Origin of the sequence: Pinirhizobacter sp. (assembly GCF_035317885.1) — a bacterium.
GTDB lineage: Bacteria > Pseudomonadota > Gammaproteobacteria > Xanthomonadales > Rhodanobacteraceae > Pinirhizobacter.
The window spans coordinates 1-17,709 of the sequence record NZ_DATHFX010000366.1 but is presented as its reverse complement, the minus strand read 5'-3'; the positions used below and the strand labels follow the sequence as shown (position 1 = coordinate 17,709).

Sequence of the window (17,709 nt, the reverse complement as noted above, 5' to 3'; positions counted from 1 at the left end):
CTAAGAACACACAGGCACCGGCAAGTTCATCCGGGCAAAAAAAAGGCTCCCGGAGGAGCCTTTTTTCGCTGCACGCGCTTGACGCTTACTGCTGCGTCGGTGCGGTGCCGGAGGCTGCGGGAGCCGCCGCGGTGCCGGAGGACGCCGGAGCGCCTGCCGTGCCGGACGCGGCCGGGTTGTCCTGCAGGCCCGGGTTCTTCATGCCCGCTTCCTGTTCCGGGGTCTTTTCCGGGACGTCACCCTGCAGCGGCAGGTAAACCTCGAACTTCTGCTCGTCATAGCCTTCCACCGTGCCGTGGGCGTCGGTGGTCGGGGCCTTCACCTGGATGTCGTAGAAGCGGTTGGTGAAGTCGTCGAACTTGTAGCCGTGGGTCAGGGCGAACTGCTGCTCCTGGATGCGCACCACGGGCACGCCGGCGGGATTGCCGTTCCACTCGGCCTTCAGCGCCTTGCCACCGAAGGCAAGTACCGCGCGAACCTTGTCGTCGACGATCACGTTGTTGAACTTGTCACGGCTGCCCGGCGTGGTGTCGCCGGCGGCGGGAGCGGCCGTACCACTGGTGGCGGCGGCGGCCGGATCGAGCTTGGGCCGGCTGGCGGCGGTGAGCTCGACGCTCTGGCCGTTCAGGTTCAAGGTGGTGGTGCTGATCGGCAGGGCCACGTCGAACTGGTAATTCTGGTCGCCGTAATTGGTGGTGAAGGTGATGCGCGGGCCGGTGACCTGCACGTTCAGCTTCTTGGCCGCGGCCTGCAGCTGCTTGACGCCGTCATCGAGCGCGGTGTCGAGTTCGGTGAGGTTGCGCGGCGCCTGGCCGGAAATGAACAGTACCGGGGTGGGCTGCGTATCGACGATTTCCGGATACAGCTTGCTGTAGTCGCCCTGCGGGATCGAGGCCACCATGTTCTGCATGTTGCCCAGGCCAAACTGGATGAAGTTATCCGGCTGGCCGTGGATGTACAGGTTGGAATAACGGTCGAGCAGATTCCAGCCGTAATTCACGTCGTAGGCCATCGTGACGTTCGTCAGCTTGCCTTCGCGACCGGTGCGTTGCAGGTCGATGGTGAACTTCTTGTCCCTGCCGTTCCAGTCGTTGTCGAGGTTCCACACGATGGAGGCCTTGCCCTCTTCGCCGACTTGGGCAAAGGCGGGCGTCAGCGAGGCGACTTCCAGGCTGCCGTTACCGACGGACTTGTCGTCGGAGGTCCAGGAGATCTTGGCGCCCTGGCCATAGGCTGGGCCGGAGAGCTGGTACTTCAGGCTGCGGTCGAGCTGCCCGAGCATGGAGTACTCGGGGAACCGACGGAAATTGGCAAAAACGTCGTAAAGCTGGCGAACGTCCTTGTTGACCTTCACCGTACGATCGACATGGCCGTGCGACGACATGGCCACGCCGGCGACGACGCCGAGGATGGCAACGATCACCAGGGCGGCAAGAAATTCTAACAGACGCGTCATTCCACGATTCTCCGAACGTCTCAACTTGGTCGGGCCGCCGCCTGGGGGATGCTGGTCGCCGGCACGGGCTCCCCACCCTCGGAAAGGCCCGTGGCGGGGCTTTCGCCGGCGCCAAAGTGGACGATGGTAGCTGCTTGGGCGCGCGAACGCCATCGGGTTCCGACGGCCTTCCGGAAGGCCATATCGAGGCGCGGCGCGCCTCCTAGACGATACCCAGCTCCAGCGCCTTGAGTACGGCGCGCGTACGGTCGCGTACGCCAAGCTTGGAGAGGATGTTGGAAACGTGGTTCTTGACGGTGCCTTCCGCCACCCGGAGGGAATTGGCGATTTCCTTGTTGCTGTAGCCGCCGGAGAGAAGCCGGAGGATTTCCGTCTCGCGTTCGGTGAGCGGGTCGGGCTGCTCCAGCGAGGAAAACTGGTTCTGGATGCGCCCCACCCCGGCGAGCAGCCGCTGGGTCACCATGGGCGCCACCAGGGAGCCCCCGGCGGCCACCGTGCGCACGGCCTCCACCAGTTGTTCCAGCGAGACATCCTTGAGCAGGTAGCCACGGGCGCCGGCTTTCAGACCCTGCAGCACGAGCTGGTCGTCGTCGAAGGTGGTCAGGATGATGGTGGGGGGAAGCTCGTTCCGCGCCGACAGGGCCTGGAGTACTTCCAGGCCGCTCATGGTGGGCATGCGCAGGTCAAGCAACACCACGTCGGGCTTGACCTGGGGAATCATCTGCACCGCCTGCGCCCCATCGGCACATTCGGCGACCACGCGGATGTCGTCGGCCAGGTCCAGCAGCGATCGGACGCCTTGGCGGACCAGGTTCTGGTCGTCGACGAGACAGACGGAAATCATGGGTTATCCCTTGCGATGGACCATTGGGTTGAGTATCGGATAGTCAAGGCGGTTACGCCTCCACCGGCCACGCACCGGGGCCGCGCGCCGGCGAATGCGCCAGGGAAGGTTCCTCGCCCAGGGGCAAGGTGACGCGAAGGCTGAAGCCACCGGGCACGGAAGTGTCGACGTCGACGGTACCGCCGAATTCGGCCAGGCGCTCGCGCATGCCGTTCATGCCGTTGCCGGGCCGGTATTGCGAGGCGCCGCGGCCGTCGTCGCGGGCCACCAGCTGCAGCGAGCCCGGATCGGGGTGTTCGAAGGCCAGCCAAAGGTTGCGGGCGCCCGAGTGGCGCACGGTATTGGTGACGATCTCCTGCAGGCAGCGCAGCAGCATCTGCGCGCGGCGCGGATCTTCAACCTCGAATCGCGGTGGCGTGGACAGATGTACGTTCAGGCCCGGCACGCCCTCGATAAGGCTCCGCAACGCCTGGGTGAGGTCGATGGCGTCGTCCTGGCGAAGTTCCGAGACCACGTCACGGACGTCGGCCAGCAAGTGTTTGGCGGTGGATTGCGCCTTTCGCACGTGGGCGCCAGCCGCCTCGTTGGTGAGGTGGCTGGCCACTTCCAGGTTCAGGGTGAGCGCAGTGAGGTGGTGACCGACCAGGTCGTGCAGCTCGCGGGCGATGCGCATGCGCTCGGCGATGCGGCTGGACTCGGCCAGGAGCGCCCGCGTGGCCCGGAGTTCGGAGTTGAGCCGGCGTTGTTCCTCGCGCTCGCCGGCCTGCTGGCTGGCCACGGTGGAAGTGACGAAAGTCAGCGCCGAGAAGCTGAAATACATGCATGACTGCATCAGCGCCACCAGCCAGGTGAAGCCCGGCGTATTCCTGATAACGGGAATAAGCGCCAGGTGCGCCATCACCATCCACACCAGCCCCAGCGGCAGCGGGACCAGCCACGGCAAGGTCGCTGCGATGATCACCAGCAGCAACGCATGCAGGCCCGACTGGCTGAACCAGCCGATGGCCATGGCCATGAAGGTAAGCATCAGCAATCCCGCCACCTTGGCCCAGGAACTCACTTTTGCGTTCAGGTCGCGCGTCATCAGCCAGTAGGTGATGCCAAACAGCACGTAGCACACCGTCCACAGGGTGAGCGACAACTCCGGGCGGCCCAACTGGTGCAGGCGCTGGGCCGTCAGCGGCGTGGAAAGCGGCATGCCCACGCAGATATAGACGAAGAATGCCGCGTACCGCAGCAGCCGGGTGTGGTTGAAATAAGGCCAGGGCATGCGCGCATCATAGGGCGAGCCCCGCCCTCCGGAACATGGCTAAGGTCATGCCTTAAATGCCATAATGCCAGCCTACCGGGGCCCGAACGCGGTCTTTAGTCGAAACAACTGGGCGGAGCACCGAATGGCCCTAGCCATCCGCGACGTGGAAGAGCGCGACCTGGACGCCGTGCTGGCGCTCAACAACACCGCGGGCGCGGGCATCCTCGCCACGGATCCAGCCCGTCTCCGGTTCCTTTTCGACCAGGCCCACTACTTCCGCGTGGCGGAAATGAACGGCGTGATCGCCGGCTTCCTGATCGCCTTCCGCGCCGACGCGGCCTACGACAGCCCCAATTACCGCTGGTTCCAGGCCCATTACGAGAGTTTCGTCTACATCGACCGCATCGTCATCGGCGCTGCCTGGCAGGGCCATGGCTTAGGGCGCATCTTCTACTGCGACGTGGGCAGCTACGCCGAGGTCCGCGTACCCATACTCACCTGCGAGGTGTTCCTGGAGCCGCGCGACGACATGGCCGTGCTGTTCCATGGCACCCTGGGGTTCCAGGAAGTGGGCCAGCAGACCATGGGCTCCACGGGCCCGAAGGTGAGCCTGCTGGCCCGCGAACTACCCAGTTTTTCCTTTGTCCGCGAGCATTACCTTGAAGGTGATGGCCTGCCGGACACACCCTGGCTGCGCGAGCGCGGTCGTCCCTGCGACATGGCCGCGCCGCATGCGTTGGCGGCCGGAGACAAGCACTGAAGATGAATGCCCGCGTGGATACCCTAGAAGCCGCCTGCGACCTGCGTTTCGGCCAGGTCGGCATGGCCTGTGTGCGCGTGCGCCGAGCCGATGCCGCGGCGCTTTGTGACGAACTCGAGCGCCGCGTCCGCGCCGCGCCCCAGATGTTCTCCCGCGCAGCGGTGGTGCTGGACTTGAGCCACCTGTCCGCCCTGCCCGACGACGGCACCGTCGACGCCCTGCTCGAGGCCATCCGCAGCGCCGGCATGCTGCCGGTGGGCCTGGCCTATGGCACGGCCGCCACGGAGGACCTGGCCACGCGCATGGGCCTGCCGCTGATCGCCAAGTTCCGTGCGGCCTACGAGCCCGTTGGCGGCGAGGCCCAGCCTTTGCCGGCCGCCGCCGCGCCGGTCCCCGCCGTATCGACGGCGCCCGCGCGCGAACCCATCCATGAAGAGTCCGCCGCCGCCCACACCGCGATGCGCCATGTCGCAGGCTCCGTGCGTTCGGGCCAGCAGGTGTATGCACGCGATCGTGACCTTGTGGTGAACGCAGCAGTGGCCAATGGCGCGGAAGTCATTGCCGACGGCTCCATCCACGTTTACGGTAGCCTGCGGGGCCGGGCCATGGCTGGCGCGCAGGGTGACACCAGCGCGCGCATCTATTGCACGGACTTCCACGCCGAACTCGTGGCCATCGCTGGCCATTACCGTGTTTTCGAACAAATTCCCGCCGATCTGGAAGGCCAGGCCGTGCAATGCTGGCTGGAAGGCGAAAAGCTGTTGATCGGCCGGCTCTAGGGCCGGACCTACGATCGCCACCGACGCACCATCACAACAAGAACAAGCAAGTGGAGACCAACATTGGCTGAGATCATCGTCGTTACGTCGGGCAAGGGCGGCGTGGGCAAGACCACGAGCAGTGCCTCGCTTGCCGTAGGGTTGGCCCAGGCTGGCAAGAAAGTAGCGGTGATCGACTTCGACGTCGGCCTGCGCAACCTCGATCTCATCATGGGCTGCGAACGGCGCGTCGTGTACGACTTCATCAATGTCGTCCAGGGCGAGGCCTCGCTCAAGCAGGCACTCATCAAGGACAAGCGCTACGACAGCCTTTACGTGCTGGCGGCCTCGCAAACCCGCGACAAGGACGCCCTCACCCAGGAAGGCGTCGAGAAAGTACTTGATGGCCTGGGTACCGAAGGCTTCGAGTACGTCGTATGCGACTCCCCCGCTGGCATCGAGAAGGGCGCGCACCTTGCCATGTACTTCGCCGACCACGCCGTGGTGGTGGTGAATCCGGAGGTCTCCTCCGTGCGCGACTCCGATCGCATCCTGGGCTTGCTTGCCAGCAAGACGCGCCGCGCCGAGCGTGGCGAGGGGCCCATCACCCAGCACCTGCTGCTTACCCGCTACAACCCCACGCGGGTGGAAGCCGGCGAAATGCTCTCGGTGAAGGACGTGGAGGAAATCCTCGGCATCAAGGTAGTAGGTGTGATCCCCGAATCGGAGAACGTGCTGGCCGCATCGAACGCGGGCGTACCGGTGATCCTCGACGAAAATTCCTTCGCGGGGCAAGCCTACACCGATGTTGTTTCCCGGCTTCTCGGCCAGGAGCGTCCGTTGCGCTTCATCGAGGTGCAGAAGAAGGGCTTCCTCAAGCGCGTCTTCGGGGGTTAAGGCATGGGTATCCTCGATTTCCTCAAGCGCAAGCCGGAAGCCACCGCAGGCGTCGCCAAGGAGCGGTTGCGCATCATCGTGGCGCAGGAACGCAGCACGCGCGGCGCCCCGGACTACCTTCCCCTGCTCCGCAACGAACTGCTCGAAGTGATCCGCAAATACGTCAATGTCGACGTGGACGCGGTGAACATCAGCCTGGACCGCGACAGCGGCCACGAAGTACTCGAGCTCTCCGTCGCCCTGCCCGAGCACAAGCCCGTCTAGGCGCCCATGGATGTGTTGCGCATGCGCGATGTCGGCTTTGCCGCGTCGCGCGAACTCCTCGGGCGACATGGCTTGCACCTGGTCGAAGTAGCCGACGGCGAGGCCATCCCCGGCAGTTACTGGGGCGAGGACGAGGCCGGGCTTATCGGCCTTACCGTCTACGCCCGGTCCGACACCCCCGTGCACTCACTGCTGCATGAGGCCAGCCACCTGCTGGTGATGCCCGCCGAGCGCCGGGCCGCCGTGCACACCGACGCCACCGATTCGATCGAAGAAGAAGACGCGACCTGCTATCTGCAGATTGTGCTGGCCGACCGGTTGCCCGGCGTCGGCCGCGAACGGCTGATGCAGGACATGGATGCCTGGGGCTATACGTTCCGCCTGGGGTCGACGCGTGCGTGGTTCGAGGAAGATGCCCGCGAGGCCATGGCGTATGTCGATCTGCTTGGGCTGCTGGGCGAGCCGGACCAGACGTGAATTGGGGGTCAGAGTATTCACTCGGACCCCGAAGCCGAGCTAGCTGGCGAGCGCCGGTCGGACCAACTGCAAATACCACCACCACGACACCAGCCCGATGCCGCACAAGGCGGTGGCACCCAGCGCAAGGCCCAGCATGTCCACCGACAGCAACGGCGACAGCACGCCGGCCACGACGGCCGTGAACAGCAGGCTGGCGAACGCCTGCACGGAAGACGCTCCGCCGCGCTGGCGGGGAAAACGGTCCAGCAGCAGCAGGGTAAGCGTGGGGAAGGCCATCTGCACGCCGGCGCCGTAGAGCAGCAGCGGTAGCGTGGACCACGGCACCATCGGATGCGGCAAGGTGAGCGCCAACACGATGTTGATAGCACAGCTGCCCAGCATCAGCACGTAGCCGATATTGACCGTGCGCGTGGGCGCCATGCGCCCGGCCAGGCGGCCGGAGGCGAAGGCGCCGGCCACCATGCCGCTCACCACGGGGATGAACAACCACGGAAAGCCCTGCGCGGAAAGCCCCAGCAGGTCGCGAATCAACCGTGGGGCCGAGGCGATGTACAAGAACAGTCCCGAGAAATTGATGGACGCTGCGATCATCAGCGGCCAGAACGGCCGATCCCTGGCGATGTTCGCGTACGAGGTCAACAGGGGACGGGGACGGAAACTGGTGCGGGCATCATGCGGATGTGTTTCGTCGAGGAAATACCACAGGGCCACGGTGAGCACCACGGCAAAACCCGTGAGCGCCCAGAAAATGCCGCGCCAGCCATCGATGCCCAGCAGCCATGCGCCGATCATGGGCGCCACCGCCGGCGCTATGCCGAAGATCATCATCACCTTCGACATCATCTTCTGCGCATCTTCCCCATGCAGCGTGTCGCGCACCACGGCACGGCCGACCACGATGCCGGCGCCGGCGCACAGGCCCTGAAGTACCCGGAAGGCGAGCAGGCCCGTGAAGGACGTGGCCATGGCGGCGCCCGCCGAGGCCACGGCATACAGCCCCATGCCGATCACGATGACAGGCTTGCGCCCGAAAGCATCGGAGATGGCACCGTGGAACAGGTTCATCGCCGCATAGGCGAACAGGTAGACGCTGATGGTCTGCTGCAGGGCGACGTCGCCCACGCCGAAGGCGCGGCCGATGTCCGGGAAGCCCGGGAAAATCGCGTCGATCGAAAAAGGGCCGATCATCGACAGGCCAGCCAGCAACCACGGCAGGTTGCGCCGGAGGGTATGGGCGGACGGAGTCATCTGGCGGCAAGTATAATGACGGGCAACCTTCAGATGCGCAGGCAGGAAGACATGGGTTTGAACGCATTTCTCGCCGTGGGGATTGGCGGCATGCTCGGTTGCTGGTTGCGCTGGGGCCTGGCCGTGGCCTTCAACGCCGCGGTGCCGAACCTGCCAATGGGCACGCTGGCAGCCAACCTGGTTGGCGGATTGCTGATGGGTTGCACGCTGGGCGTGGTCGAGCACTACCCCACCCTGTCGCCTGAGCTGCGCCTGCTCATCGCCACCGGGTTCCTCGGGGGGCTCACCACGTTCTCCACCTTCGCCGCCGAATCCGCCACGCTGCTCCTGAAGGGCCAGTACGGCTGGCTCGCCGCCCACATCATGCTGCACCTGGCCGGGTCGATTGCCGCCGTGATTGCCGGGCTTGCCCTGGTGCGGATGCTTACCCGTAGCGCGTAATCCCTTCGTCGCGCCACAATGAGTCGTGGCGTCCCGACCTAGGGGGTTCTGGCGTGAATTCCGACTCGCTCAAGCAACGCGCCCGTGACCTGCTTGCCCAGGCAGGGGTAGCCATCGACGGCCCCGACCCGACGGACCTCCGTGTCCACAATGAAGGCTTCTATGCGCGTGTGTTCGCCCACGGCACCCTGGGCCTGGGCGAAAGCTACATGGACGGCTGGTGGGATGCCGCCGACCTTGCCGGCTTCTTCACCCGGGTGCTGCGCGCGAACCTTGACGACGCGCTCACCACCATCGATACCCTGCTCGCCCACCTGAAGGCGCGGCTGATCAACGTGCAGCGTGGCGCCCACGCCTGGGAGGTGGGCAAGCGCCACTATGACCTGGGCAACGACTTGTTCGCCGCCATGCTCGGCAAGCGCCTGGTGTATTCGTGCGGTTACTGGGCCCGGGCCCAGGACCTGGACGAGGCCCAGGAAGACAAGCTCGACCTGATTTGTCGAAAACTGCAGCTCAAGCCCGGCCAGCGCGTGCTGGACGTGGGCTGCGGCTGGGGCGAGGCGTTGAAGTTCGCAGCCTTGCGCTACGGGGTGGCGGGCGTTGGAATCACCGTGTCCGCCGAGCAGGCGGCCTATGCCCGCGAACTATGCGCAGGTCTTCCGATCGAGATCCGCCTGCAGGACTACCACGAGGTCGACGAACGCTTCGATGCCGTACTTTCGGTGGGCATGTTCGAACACGTGGGCGCGAAGAACCACCGCGCGTGGTTCGAGATGGCGCGGCGTTGCGTTGTCGACGACGGCCTGGTGCTGCTTCATAGCATCGGATCGCATGCAACCGTGACGCACCCGGATCCGTGGATCGACCGTTACATCTTCCCCAACTCGCTCATTCCCAATGCATCGCAGGTGATGCACGCACTGGAAGGTTTGTTCGTAGTGGAGGACTGGCACAACTTCGGTGCCGACTACGACCTCACCCTGCAGGCCTGGCGGGCCAATTTCGACGCCGCCTGGCCGGTACTGCAAGGCCGCTACGATGAGCGCTTCCGCAGGATGTGGCTGTTCTACCTGTCATGCTCGGCGGCGATCTTCCGCAGCCGGCGCGACCAGCTCTGGCAGGTCACTTTGAGCCCGCGTGGCGTCATGGGTGGTTTGCGGGTGCCGCGTTAGGCCGTGCAACCGCGTACATCTGCCAGGCGATCTTCTTCAATAGCGCCTGGCGATCGTCACCTTCGACGTAAAGGTCGAAATGCGTGCGGCCTTCGATGAACTGCACGCTGGATGTTGCGTGCAGGGCGTCGAGCGTGTCTTTCAACCGGTGCGCGGCGCCATCGAGGTAGAACGTATCGGCCGTACCGACGTAGACGTGGATCTTGCCGTCGAGGTCGTCCTTCAGTGCCGGCCAGTCGCGCTTCAAACGCCAGGCGATGTCGAAGTGATCGCGCCAGTAAGCCACCACGGCCGGATCCACGTTGCCGGTGGCACGGTCGAACATCGGCATGGGCCGGCCGTCGGCGCCGCGCGGTGAGAACACCCAGTCGAAGGACGCCAGCTGGCCACCATAGGCGTTGATCACCTGCTCGAGTTTGGCGAACGTCTCGAAGGTGGCGATCACCTGGCCCTTGTCGCGCACCAGCGGCGTGGCCGTGCCATCGGCCTTGCGATACATGTTGGCGTTGGGCGCATAAAGGTCGACGCCGGTGAAGTCGTGGAAATCCGAAGGGTCCGGCGAGGTCGACCAGGTACCGCCGAAAATCTTCGGGTAGCGCACCTGCAACCACAACGTGGCCCAGCCGCCCGACGAATGGCCGTTGAGGAAGCGCCCGTTCACCCGCGCGTCCATGCGGTAATTCTTCTCCAGGTACGGGATGAGCTCGGTGGTGAGCGCCTGGCCCCACGGGCCGTTATTCACCGAGTCTGCGAATTCATGCGTGCCGGTGGGGCTGGATTCGTCCAGGAATACCCAGATCATGGGCGGCATCTGGCCCTTCTGCATGGCTTGCCACACGTTGGCCAGCTGCGAGGTGAGCGTAGCTACCGTGGTGCCGAAACCGTGCGTGTAATACACCACGGGCCAGGTTTTGGACGACTTCGCATCGTAGTCGGGCGGCGTGAGCACCCAGCCCTTCATCACGATCGGCCGGCCCCAGAATGCGGCGAGCGCAGGGCTTTGAAAATCGATCGCGGTGGCATGCGGGCGCGCGGCGGTGAGCATGTCCTGCATGCCGGGCGGCGCCTTGGGCGAGGCTGTCCATGGGTCGCGTCCGCCTTGCACCGTGTCCAGCACCAGCGCCGGGACAGCGGCATTGCCCAGGGTCACCGGCACCACCTTGCTGAGCAAGTCACCTGCCCCGCGGCCGTTGTAGTCGTAGCTGTGGTCGGTATCGAGCACGGCCTGGGCCAGGTAATCGCCTGCCGGCAACTGCGAGAGACCCTGCGGGAAGGATTCGGTATCACCGTCCACGACGATGGCCTGGCCCGGTTCCAGATGACCGACGTCGCGCGCGATGACGGTCGCGGCCTTGGGCGAAAACGGGTTGGTGTCGACGCTTGAAACGTCGCCACCCTTGGCGGCAGCTCGCGCGGCCTTAGCATCGGTAACGAACACCAGCAGGCGGCCGGACACGGGCGCGGTGGCGCTCGCGGGCAAGGTTACGGTGAAGCTGCGGTGGGCCGCGGCGGGCGCCAGCGCATAAGCGCAGGCGGCAGCGCCAAGGCCAAGGGCAAGCACGATCAGGACAAGACGAAACCGGGAGGTCACCGGGAATTCCTTCGTTCAAGGAGTCGAAGGCGCCCATCCTAGCGGGACTTATGCGCTGGCGCGCGCCTCTTCCATCGATCCTGCCAGCACGGTCAATTCCACCGGTACGATGGCTTCCTCGCCCATCAGCTGGACCAGGCCATCCTGCACGAACAACTGCAGTTGCATGGTGCGCTGGGTAAGCGCGGCGAGCGCGGCCGTGGTGGCGGGAGCGATGTCGATCACGGTGACGTTCTTCGCCCGGCCGATGCCCGGGGAAGTCTTCTTCCACCAGACCTCGGCGCCACGGCCGCCATAGGCGTACACCACCACGCGTTTGGCACGCCCACAGGCACGGCGGATGCGCTGTTCGTCGGGCTGGCCCACCTCGATCCAGAGGTCGATCTCGCCGGTGAGTTCCTTGCGCCAGAGGTCCGGCTCGTCATCGGAGCTCAACCCCTTGCCGAAGACCAGGGCATCGTCCGCGTGCAAGGCAAAGGCCAGCAACCGCACCATCATCCGCTCGTCGGTCTCCGAGGGATGCTGGGCGATGGTCAGTGCATGGGACTGGTAGTAGTTGCGGTCCATGTCACTGACCTGAAGGTCGGCCTTGTACACGATGGATTTAAGGGCCACGGTTTTTTTATCTGGAAGAGGCAATCATCCAGAATACCACCGGCGCGCCGAAGGCAGGTTTGGCCGCTGGCGCTACACTTTTGAGCTTGCTTCCTTAATGGAGAATCCCCATGGCACGGATCGGCACCGGACTCATCGGCTATGGCACGGCGGGCGCGTTCTTCCACGCGCCATTGATCACGGCCGAATCCGGCCTTGCCCTGCATCGAGTGGCAAGTAGCCGCAGACAGGCCATCGAAGCGGACCACCCAGGCGTGAAGGTCGACGCTGATCCCGCAACGCTGATCGGCGCGGCAGACGTCGAGTTGGTGGTGATCGCCACGCCCAACCAGACCCACTATCCCCTGGCGATGCAGGCGCTCGCGGCAGGCAAGCACGTGGTGATCGACAAACCCATGGCCCTGGATCCCAGGCAGGCTCGCGAACTGATCGATGCCGCGGCGAATGCCCGGAGGATGCTAAGCGTGTTCCACAACCGCCGCTGGGACGATGATTTCCTTACCGTGCAAGATCTCCTGGCCCGCGATGCCCTGGGCCAGATCAACTACTTCGAATCGCATTTCGATCGTTACCGCCCGGCGATCAAGCCGGGCTGGCGCGAAGTCGAAGGTGAAGGCACCGGTGTGCTTTTCGACCTGGGTTCACACCTCGCCGACCAGGCGCTGCACTTGTTCGGCATGCCTGAAGCGGTGACGGCCGATGTCCTGGTACAACGGCCACAGGCGCGCGTTCCGGACTACTTCCACGTTCAACTGCATTACGGCCGGCGCCGGGTGATATTGCATGGCTCGACGCTTGCCGCGGCACACGGCACGCGCTTCATCGTGCACGGCGAACGGGGAAGTTTCACCACGCATGGACTCGATGGCCAGGAGGCGATGCTGCGCGCCGGCGAACAGCCCGGACGCACTCCCTGGCCTCCCGCAGCCCGCTCAGGCGTGCTCACTGCAGGCGACGGGACGGAAACGGCGATGGCATTGCACGCCGGGGCGTATACCCGTTACTACGCTTCCGTGGTGCGTGCGATCAAGGATTCGGTGGCACCGCCAGTCACCGGCGGCGAGGCCCTCGACGTGATGCGGGTGATCGAAGCGGCACAGGCGAGCGCCGCGGCGGCAAGGACGATAGCCTTCGACTGACCTGGGGACCTGCCAGGTCAGGCCGTGGCAGCGGCGGTGCCGTGCGAGCGATCGTGTACGTATTGCACGGCGGGCGTGGGACGCCCGAGGTGGTAGCCCTGCAGGTAGTCGCAGCCCATGGCGATCAACTGCTCCATGGTGGCGGCATCCTCCACGCCCTCGGCCACCGACTCCAGCTTCATGCGGCGGGCGACGTCAATCATGGCGCCGACCAGCTGGCCGGTATGGGCGTCGCTCAGCATGGTGCCTACGAACGACTTGTCGATCTTCAGTTCCGTGGCGGGAAAGTGGCGAAGATACGAGAACGAGGCGTAGCCCGTACCGAAGTCGTCAATGGCCACGCGCACGCCGCGGTCGCGGAACCGCCGCAATACGCGCACGCTCGTTTCAAGGTCGGTGAGGATCGCCGTTTCGGTCACCTCCACGATCACGTTCTCCGCCGGTACATTCCATATCTCCAGCGCGCCTAGGAACTGTTCGGTGAAGCCTCTTTCGACGAACACCCGCGGGGACAGGTTCACCGAGATATCAATCATTACCTGGGCGTCACGCATGGCCGCTGCGTGGCGGAGGCTGGCGTTGAGGTTCCAGCGCGTGAGCGGAATGATCAGGTCGCTACGCTCGGCAAAAGGGATGAAATCCGAAGGCATCACCATGCCGCGCGTGGCCGACGTCCACCGGCTGAGAGACTCGACGCGGGCAACCTTGCCACTGGCGCAATGTACCTGGGGCTGGAAGTAGACCTCCAGGCGATTGGCCTCGATGTCGTCGCGAAGTTCGCCGTAGAGGATCTCGATCTGGGTGCCTTCGGTCTCGTACATGGCGAACGGCTCGCCCGTGCGCATGGCTTCGTCGTGGGCCATCTCGGCCCGGCGGCACAGCAGCTCGGCATCCACGCCGTGTTCGGCGTAGAGCGCCGCGCCCACCAACGCACGACCAAGCCACGGACGGCTTGGGCAGGCCAGGGGTTCTTCGAACGCGCTCAGTAACCGCGTGGCCGCCAGCAAGGCGTGGGTGCGGTTGCGCAATGCCGGCAGTACCGCGATGAAAGTGTCCTCGCCTGTCTCGAACACCCTGTCAACGTGGCGCAAGAGGTGCACGATGCGCTCGTACCCCACGCGCATGATCTGGTTGCCGAAATCATAGCCATGGCGCAGCTGCGCCTCGCGCATGCCGCGCAGGCGCAGCACCAGTACGCAGCAAATGGCCCCCTCTACCTGCCTGTCCAGCATCACCTGGATCGTGCTGAAGAGATTGGCCCGCGCGGTCATGACAGGAAATAATCGGCCGGGTCGATGCCATAGGCACCTACCGGTAGCGTACGGATGACTTCCCGGCGGTCTCCGCCCGACTCGGCGATAAGGTCGACCACGATGAAGTCCGCGGTGGGCGACTTGTCGCGGTCGGTAAGGATCACCACCTTCGGCTGCAGGCGGCGCGACTGGTTCTGCACCATCACGATGGCCACTTCACCGCTATTGAGCTCCACCAGGGAGCCTGTGGGATACACGCCCAGGCAGGCCTGGAACTGCTCCACCAGTTCGCCCTGGAATTCGCTCTCGCGCGCGCTGTAAATGCGGCGCAAGGCCTGGTGCCGTGACAGCGCCACGGCGTGTGGCCGTAAAGAGCACATCGCGTGGTAGGCGTCGATGATCGCGGCCATGCGGCCGGCCAGGGGAATGGACGTACCTGCCAGGCCATCGGGATAACCGCTGCCATCGACGCGTTCGTGGTGCGTGCGGACCATGTCGCGCACCTCGCTGTCGAGCATGGCCGATCGGTCGAGGATGTCCATCCCTTCGGCCACATGGGTGCGCACCAGCATGATCTCGTCGTACTCGAGCGGTCCCTGCCTTGCGAACAGCTCCAGTGGCAGCTGCGACTTGCCGACGTCCAGCAACAGGCCGCCGGCAGCCATGCTGACGATGGTTTCCTCGGCAAAGCCCATATGGCGCCCGAACGATGCGGCCAGGGCGCTGCAGCCGATCGCATGGTTATAGGTATAGCTATCGCGCCGGCGCAGGGCGTCGATCCAGAAGAAGGCATCGCTCGAGCGCAGGATGCTCTCCACCAGGGGACGGACCGCGCGGTCGACGTCCTCGGGCGAGATCACGCCAGTATCGGCAATGTCCTGCATGATCTTCTCGATCGACTGCGTGGCGTTGTCGAAGGCCTCCCGAGCCCGCGGTGCCTCTTCCTCGAATGTTGCGGTGTCGGCGTACACCACCGCACGCTGGAAGCGGTTGCCGCTCTGGATGCGCTTGCGCAACGACTGCAGGCGGGTATCAGCCGCCAGCCGGCGCTGGGTATCGACGTAGACGAACTCGCACCATTGCGCGAGGCCCTCGATGTCCTCAGGTGAGCCGATCTCGATGCCCTGCAGGGGGTACGGAGTGCCGTCCCATGGGCGGTCGAGCCGGCATACGAACATGCCGATCTCCAGGTTGCCCACCTCCACCCTGCGCTCGACCAGTTCGTAGGCCACGTCTTACCCCAATGCCAGCAAGTGCCATAATCGCCACTACCGTCAATAGGTTAGCGAAACGGCTTCGATGCGTCTGCCACCGTGGAGGTTTCGTCGACGGCAGGCTACATATCATTATCGACAGGGCTGGCGGTAACTTGATAGGCCTGTATGGAATCGCGGCCCATGCCGGTCTCCTTGGATGGGCCCGTTCGGCCCACGCAGCGAGGTTGCCCCATGATCCGTCGTTTTCCCCTGGTCGCCGCCCTGGCCATTGCCGCCGCCAGCGCAGGCTTCGCCTACGCGCACACCGAAGGTCTCGCCCTGCCCGACCCGGTCGCCGCGCCCGCCACGGCCGCCGGCGGTGATGAAGTGGCCGTGTTCGCCGGCGGCTGCTTCTGGGGTATCGAGGCCATCTTCGAACACACCAAGGGCGTGAAGTCGGCCACCACCGGGTATTCCGGCGGCGAGGCCAAAACCGCCCACTATGATGACGTCAGCGATGGCGACACAGGCCATGCAGAGTCGGTCCGGGTGGTGTTCGACCCCAAACAGGTGAGCTACGGCACCCTCCTGAAGGTGTTCTTCTCGGTGGGACTGGATCCCACCGAAAAGGATCGCCAGGGTCCGGATTCGGGCACGCAATACCGCTCGGTCCTGTTCACCACCTCGCCCGAACAGCAGCGCGAAGCGTCCGCGTATATCGCGCAGCTGGACAAGGCCCACGTGTTCGACGCGCCTATCGTGACCGAAGTACAGCCGTTGAAGGCCTTCTATCCGGCCGAAAGCTACCATCAGGACTACGCAAAGCTTCACCCCGACAGCATGTACATCGTGATCAACGATGCGCCGAAGGTGACCAACCTGAAGAAACTTTACCCGGCCCTATACCGGGACTGGACGCAGTCGACCGCATCACGTTGACGGCTGGCGATTTCAGATCATCGGCAGGTTAAGCCCCTGCTCCTTCGCGCAGGCAATGGCATCGGGGTATCCCGCATCGGCATGGCGCATCACGCCGGTTCCGGGATCGTTCCACAGCACGCGCGCGATACGGCGGTCGGCGTCGGCAGTGCCGTCGCAGACAATCACCACGCCTGAGTGCTGGCTGTAACCCATGCCCACGCCGCCGCCGTGATGCAGGCTTACCCAGGTAGCGCCGCCGGCCACGTTGAGCATGGCGTTCAACAGCGGCCAGTCGCTCACCGCGTCGCTGCCATCGCGCATGGCTTCGGTCTCGCGGTTGGGACTGGCGACGGAACCTGAATCAAGGTGATCGCGGCCGATAACCACCGGAGCCTTCAATTCACCGTTGCGGACCATCTCGTTGAAGGCAAGGCCAAGCTTGTGGCGCACCCCTAAGCCCACCCAGCAGATGCGCGCGGGCAAGCCCTGGAAACTGATGCGTTCGCGGGCCATGTCCAGCCAGCGGTGCAGGTTGGCGTCGTCGGGGATCAGCTCCTTGACCTTCGCGTCGGTCTTGTAGATGTCTTCCGGATCTCCCGACAGGGCCACCCAGCGGAACGGCCCGATGCCACGGCAGAACAGCGGCCGGACGAACGCCGGAACGAAGCCCGGGAAGTCGAAGGCATGGGCGAGCCCTGCGTTCTTCGCCATCTGGCGGATGTTGTTGCCGTAATCGAATGTGGGAATACCCATGGCATGGAAGGCCAGCATGGCTTCCACGTGGGTGCGCATGGAGCGCATCGCAGCATCACGGGTGGCCTCGGGTTCGGACTTCCGTCGCTCCAGCCATTCCTCCACTGTCCAGCCGACAGGAAGGTAACCATTCACAGGGTCGTGCGCGCTGGTTTGATCGGTGACGGCATCCGGCCGTACGCCGCGGCGCACGAGTTCGGGCAAGACATCGGCTGCGTTGCCCAGGAGGGCCACGGACTTTGCCTCACCCGCCGCGGTATACCTGGCGATCCGAGCAAGCGCGTCGTCAAGATCGGTAGCCTGCTCGTCGACGTAACGCGTTTTCAGGCGAAAATCGATACGGCTCTGCTGGCATTCGATGGTGAGCGACGATGCGCCGGCGAGGCTTGCCGCCAGCGGCTGCGCGCCGCCCATGCCGCCCAGGCCCGCGGTAAGGATCCACTTGCCCGCAAGGCTCCCGCCGTAGTGTTGGCGGCCCATCTCGACGAAGGTCTCGTAGGTGCCCTGCACGATGCCCTGCGAACCGATGTATATCCAGGAACCTGCGGTCATCTGGCCGTACATCATCAAGCCCTTGCGATCGAGCTCGTTGAAGTGTTCCCAGTTGGCCCAGGCTGGCACCAGGTTGGAATTGGCGATCAATACGCGCGGGGCATCGGCGTGCGTGGG

The 17,709-nt window shown here is 64.8% G+C and carries 18 protein-coding genes; 9 read left to right on the top strand and 9 right to left on the bottom strand.

What is annotated here, in order from left to right; translation table 11 throughout:
- Positions 1–85 precede the first annotated feature (85 nt).
- From VK519_RS12130 to VK519_RS12120, 3 genes are all read right to left on the bottom strand, one after another.
- Complete coding sequence (locus VK519_RS12130; RefSeq protein ID WP_324350105.1) at positions 86–1,456, bottom strand: polyketide cyclase; 1,371 nt, start codon at positions 1,454–1,456, stop codon at positions 86–88.
- A gap of 202 nt (positions 1,457–1,658) precedes the next feature.
- On the bottom strand, positions 1,659–2,300 hold the full coding sequence (locus tag VK519_RS12125) for a response regulator (protein ID WP_324350103.1): 642 nt from the start codon (positions 2,298–2,300) through the stop codon (positions 1,659–1,661).
- Between the two features lie 52 nt (positions 2,301–2,352).
- Positions 2,353–3,570: a sensor histidine kinase gene (locus VK519_RS12120; RefSeq protein ID WP_324350102.1), complete on the bottom strand. Its 1,218-nt coding sequence runs from the start codon at positions 3,568–3,570 to the stop codon at positions 2,353–2,355.
- Positions 3,571–3,694: 124 nt separating this feature from the next.
- Between VK519_RS12120 and VK519_RS12115 the strand changes: the two genes are divergently transcribed.
- From VK519_RS12115 to VK519_RS12095, 5 genes are all read left to right on the top strand, one after another.
- A complete protein-coding gene (locus VK519_RS12115) occupies positions 3,695–4,312 on the top strand; it encodes a GNAT family N-acetyltransferase (protein WP_324350100.1) in 618 nt (205 codons plus the stop codon).
- Between the two features lie 2 nt (positions 4,313–4,314).
- The gene (gene minC, locus VK519_RS12110) at positions 4,315–5,091 is read left to right on the top strand and encodes a septum site-determining protein MinC (RefSeq protein WP_324350098.1); all 777 of its coding nucleotides are present in this window, start codon (positions 4,315–4,317) and stop codon (positions 5,089–5,091) included.
- 63 nt (positions 5,092–5,154) lie between these two features.
- Positions 5,155–5,967 carry a septum site-determining protein MinD gene (gene minD / locus VK519_RS12105; RefSeq protein WP_250623782.1) on the top strand — a complete coding sequence of 271 codons (813 nt, stop codon included), beginning with the start codon at positions 5,155–5,157 and terminating at the stop codon, positions 5,965–5,967.
- Positions 5,968–5,970: 3 nt separating this feature from the next.
- Positions 5,971–6,231, top strand: a complete 261-nt coding sequence (gene minE / locus VK519_RS12100) for a cell division topological specificity factor MinE (RefSeq protein WP_324350096.1) — start codon at positions 5,971–5,973, stop codon at positions 6,229–6,231.
- Positions 6,232–6,237: 6 nt separating this feature from the next.
- The gene (locus VK519_RS12095) at positions 6,238–6,708 is read left to right on the top strand and encodes a hypothetical protein (RefSeq protein ID WP_324350094.1); all 471 of its coding nucleotides are present in this window, start codon (positions 6,238–6,240) and stop codon (positions 6,706–6,708) included.
- Between the two features lie 39 nt (positions 6,709–6,747).
- Here VK519_RS12095 and VK519_RS12090 read toward each other — a convergent pair whose 3' ends face one another.
- Positions 6,748–7,959, bottom strand: coding sequence for a multidrug effflux MFS transporter (locus VK519_RS12090; RefSeq protein ID WP_324350092.1), 1,212 nt, complete (start codon positions 7,957–7,959; stop codon positions 6,748–6,750).
- Positions 7,960–7,974: 15 nt separating this feature from the next.
- Between VK519_RS12090 and crcB the strand changes: the two genes are divergently transcribed.
- Positions 7,975–8,400: a fluoride efflux transporter CrcB gene (gene crcB / locus VK519_RS12085; protein WP_524538993.1), complete on the top strand. Its 426-nt coding sequence runs from the start codon at positions 7,975–7,977 to the stop codon at positions 8,398–8,400.
- A gap of 53 nt (positions 8,401–8,453) precedes the next feature.
- Complete coding sequence (cfa, locus tag VK519_RS12080; protein ID WP_324350090.1) at positions 8,454–9,572, top strand: cyclopropane fatty acyl phospholipid synthase; 1,119 nt, start codon at positions 8,454–8,456, stop codon at positions 9,570–9,572.
- Here the strand turns inward: cfa and VK519_RS12075 are convergent.
- Together VK519_RS12075 and VK519_RS12070 are read right to left on the bottom strand one after the other, a co-directional pair.
- On the bottom strand, positions 9,544–11,163 hold the full coding sequence (locus tag VK519_RS12075; RefSeq protein ID WP_324350088.1) for an alpha/beta hydrolase: 1,620 nt from the start codon (positions 11,161–11,163) through the stop codon (positions 9,544–9,546). The two genes, cfa and VK519_RS12075, sit on opposite strands and share 29 nt — an antisense overlap.
- 48 nt (positions 11,164–11,211) lie before the next feature.
- Positions 11,212–11,778, bottom strand: a complete 567-nt coding sequence (locus tag VK519_RS12070) for a YaeQ family protein (protein ID WP_324350087.1) — start codon at positions 11,776–11,778, stop codon at positions 11,212–11,214.
- A 110-nt stretch (positions 11,779–11,888) separates the two neighbouring features.
- Here VK519_RS12070 and VK519_RS12065 point away from each other — a divergent pair, with 110 nt between their 5' ends.
- Positions 11,889–12,917, top strand: coding sequence for an oxidoreductase (locus tag VK519_RS12065; protein ID WP_324350086.1), 1,029 nt, complete (start codon positions 11,889–11,891; stop codon positions 12,915–12,917).
- A gap of 17 nt (positions 12,918–12,934) precedes the next feature.
- Here VK519_RS12065 and VK519_RS12060 read toward each other — a convergent pair whose 3' ends face one another.
- Together VK519_RS12060 and VK519_RS12055 are read right to left on the bottom strand one after the other, a co-directional pair.
- A complete protein-coding gene (locus VK519_RS12060; RefSeq protein WP_324350084.1) occupies positions 12,935–14,188 on the bottom strand; it encodes a putative bifunctional diguanylate cyclase/phosphodiesterase in 1,254 nt (417 codons plus the stop codon).
- Positions 14,185–15,402, bottom strand: a complete 1,218-nt coding sequence (locus VK519_RS12055) for an HD-GYP domain-containing protein (protein ID WP_324350082.1) — start codon at positions 15,400–15,402, stop codon at positions 14,185–14,187. Before VK519_RS12055 ends, VK519_RS12060 begins: the two co-directional genes overlap by 4 nt.
- Before the next feature lie 216 nt (positions 15,403–15,618).
- On the opposite strand from VK519_RS12055, the gene msrA reads away from it, so the two are divergent.
- Positions 15,619–16,305 (top strand): peptide-methionine (S)-S-oxide reductase MsrA, encoded by a 687-nt coding sequence (msrA, locus tag VK519_RS12050; protein ID WP_324350080.1) that lies wholly within the window; start codon positions 15,619–15,621, stop codon positions 16,303–16,305.
- Positions 16,306–16,317: 12 nt separating this feature from the next.
- Here the strand turns inward: msrA and hutU are convergent.
- On the bottom strand, positions 16,318–17,709 hold a 1,392-nt coding region (gene hutU / locus VK519_RS12045), incomplete at its 5' end, for a urocanate hydratase (RefSeq protein ID WP_324350079.1).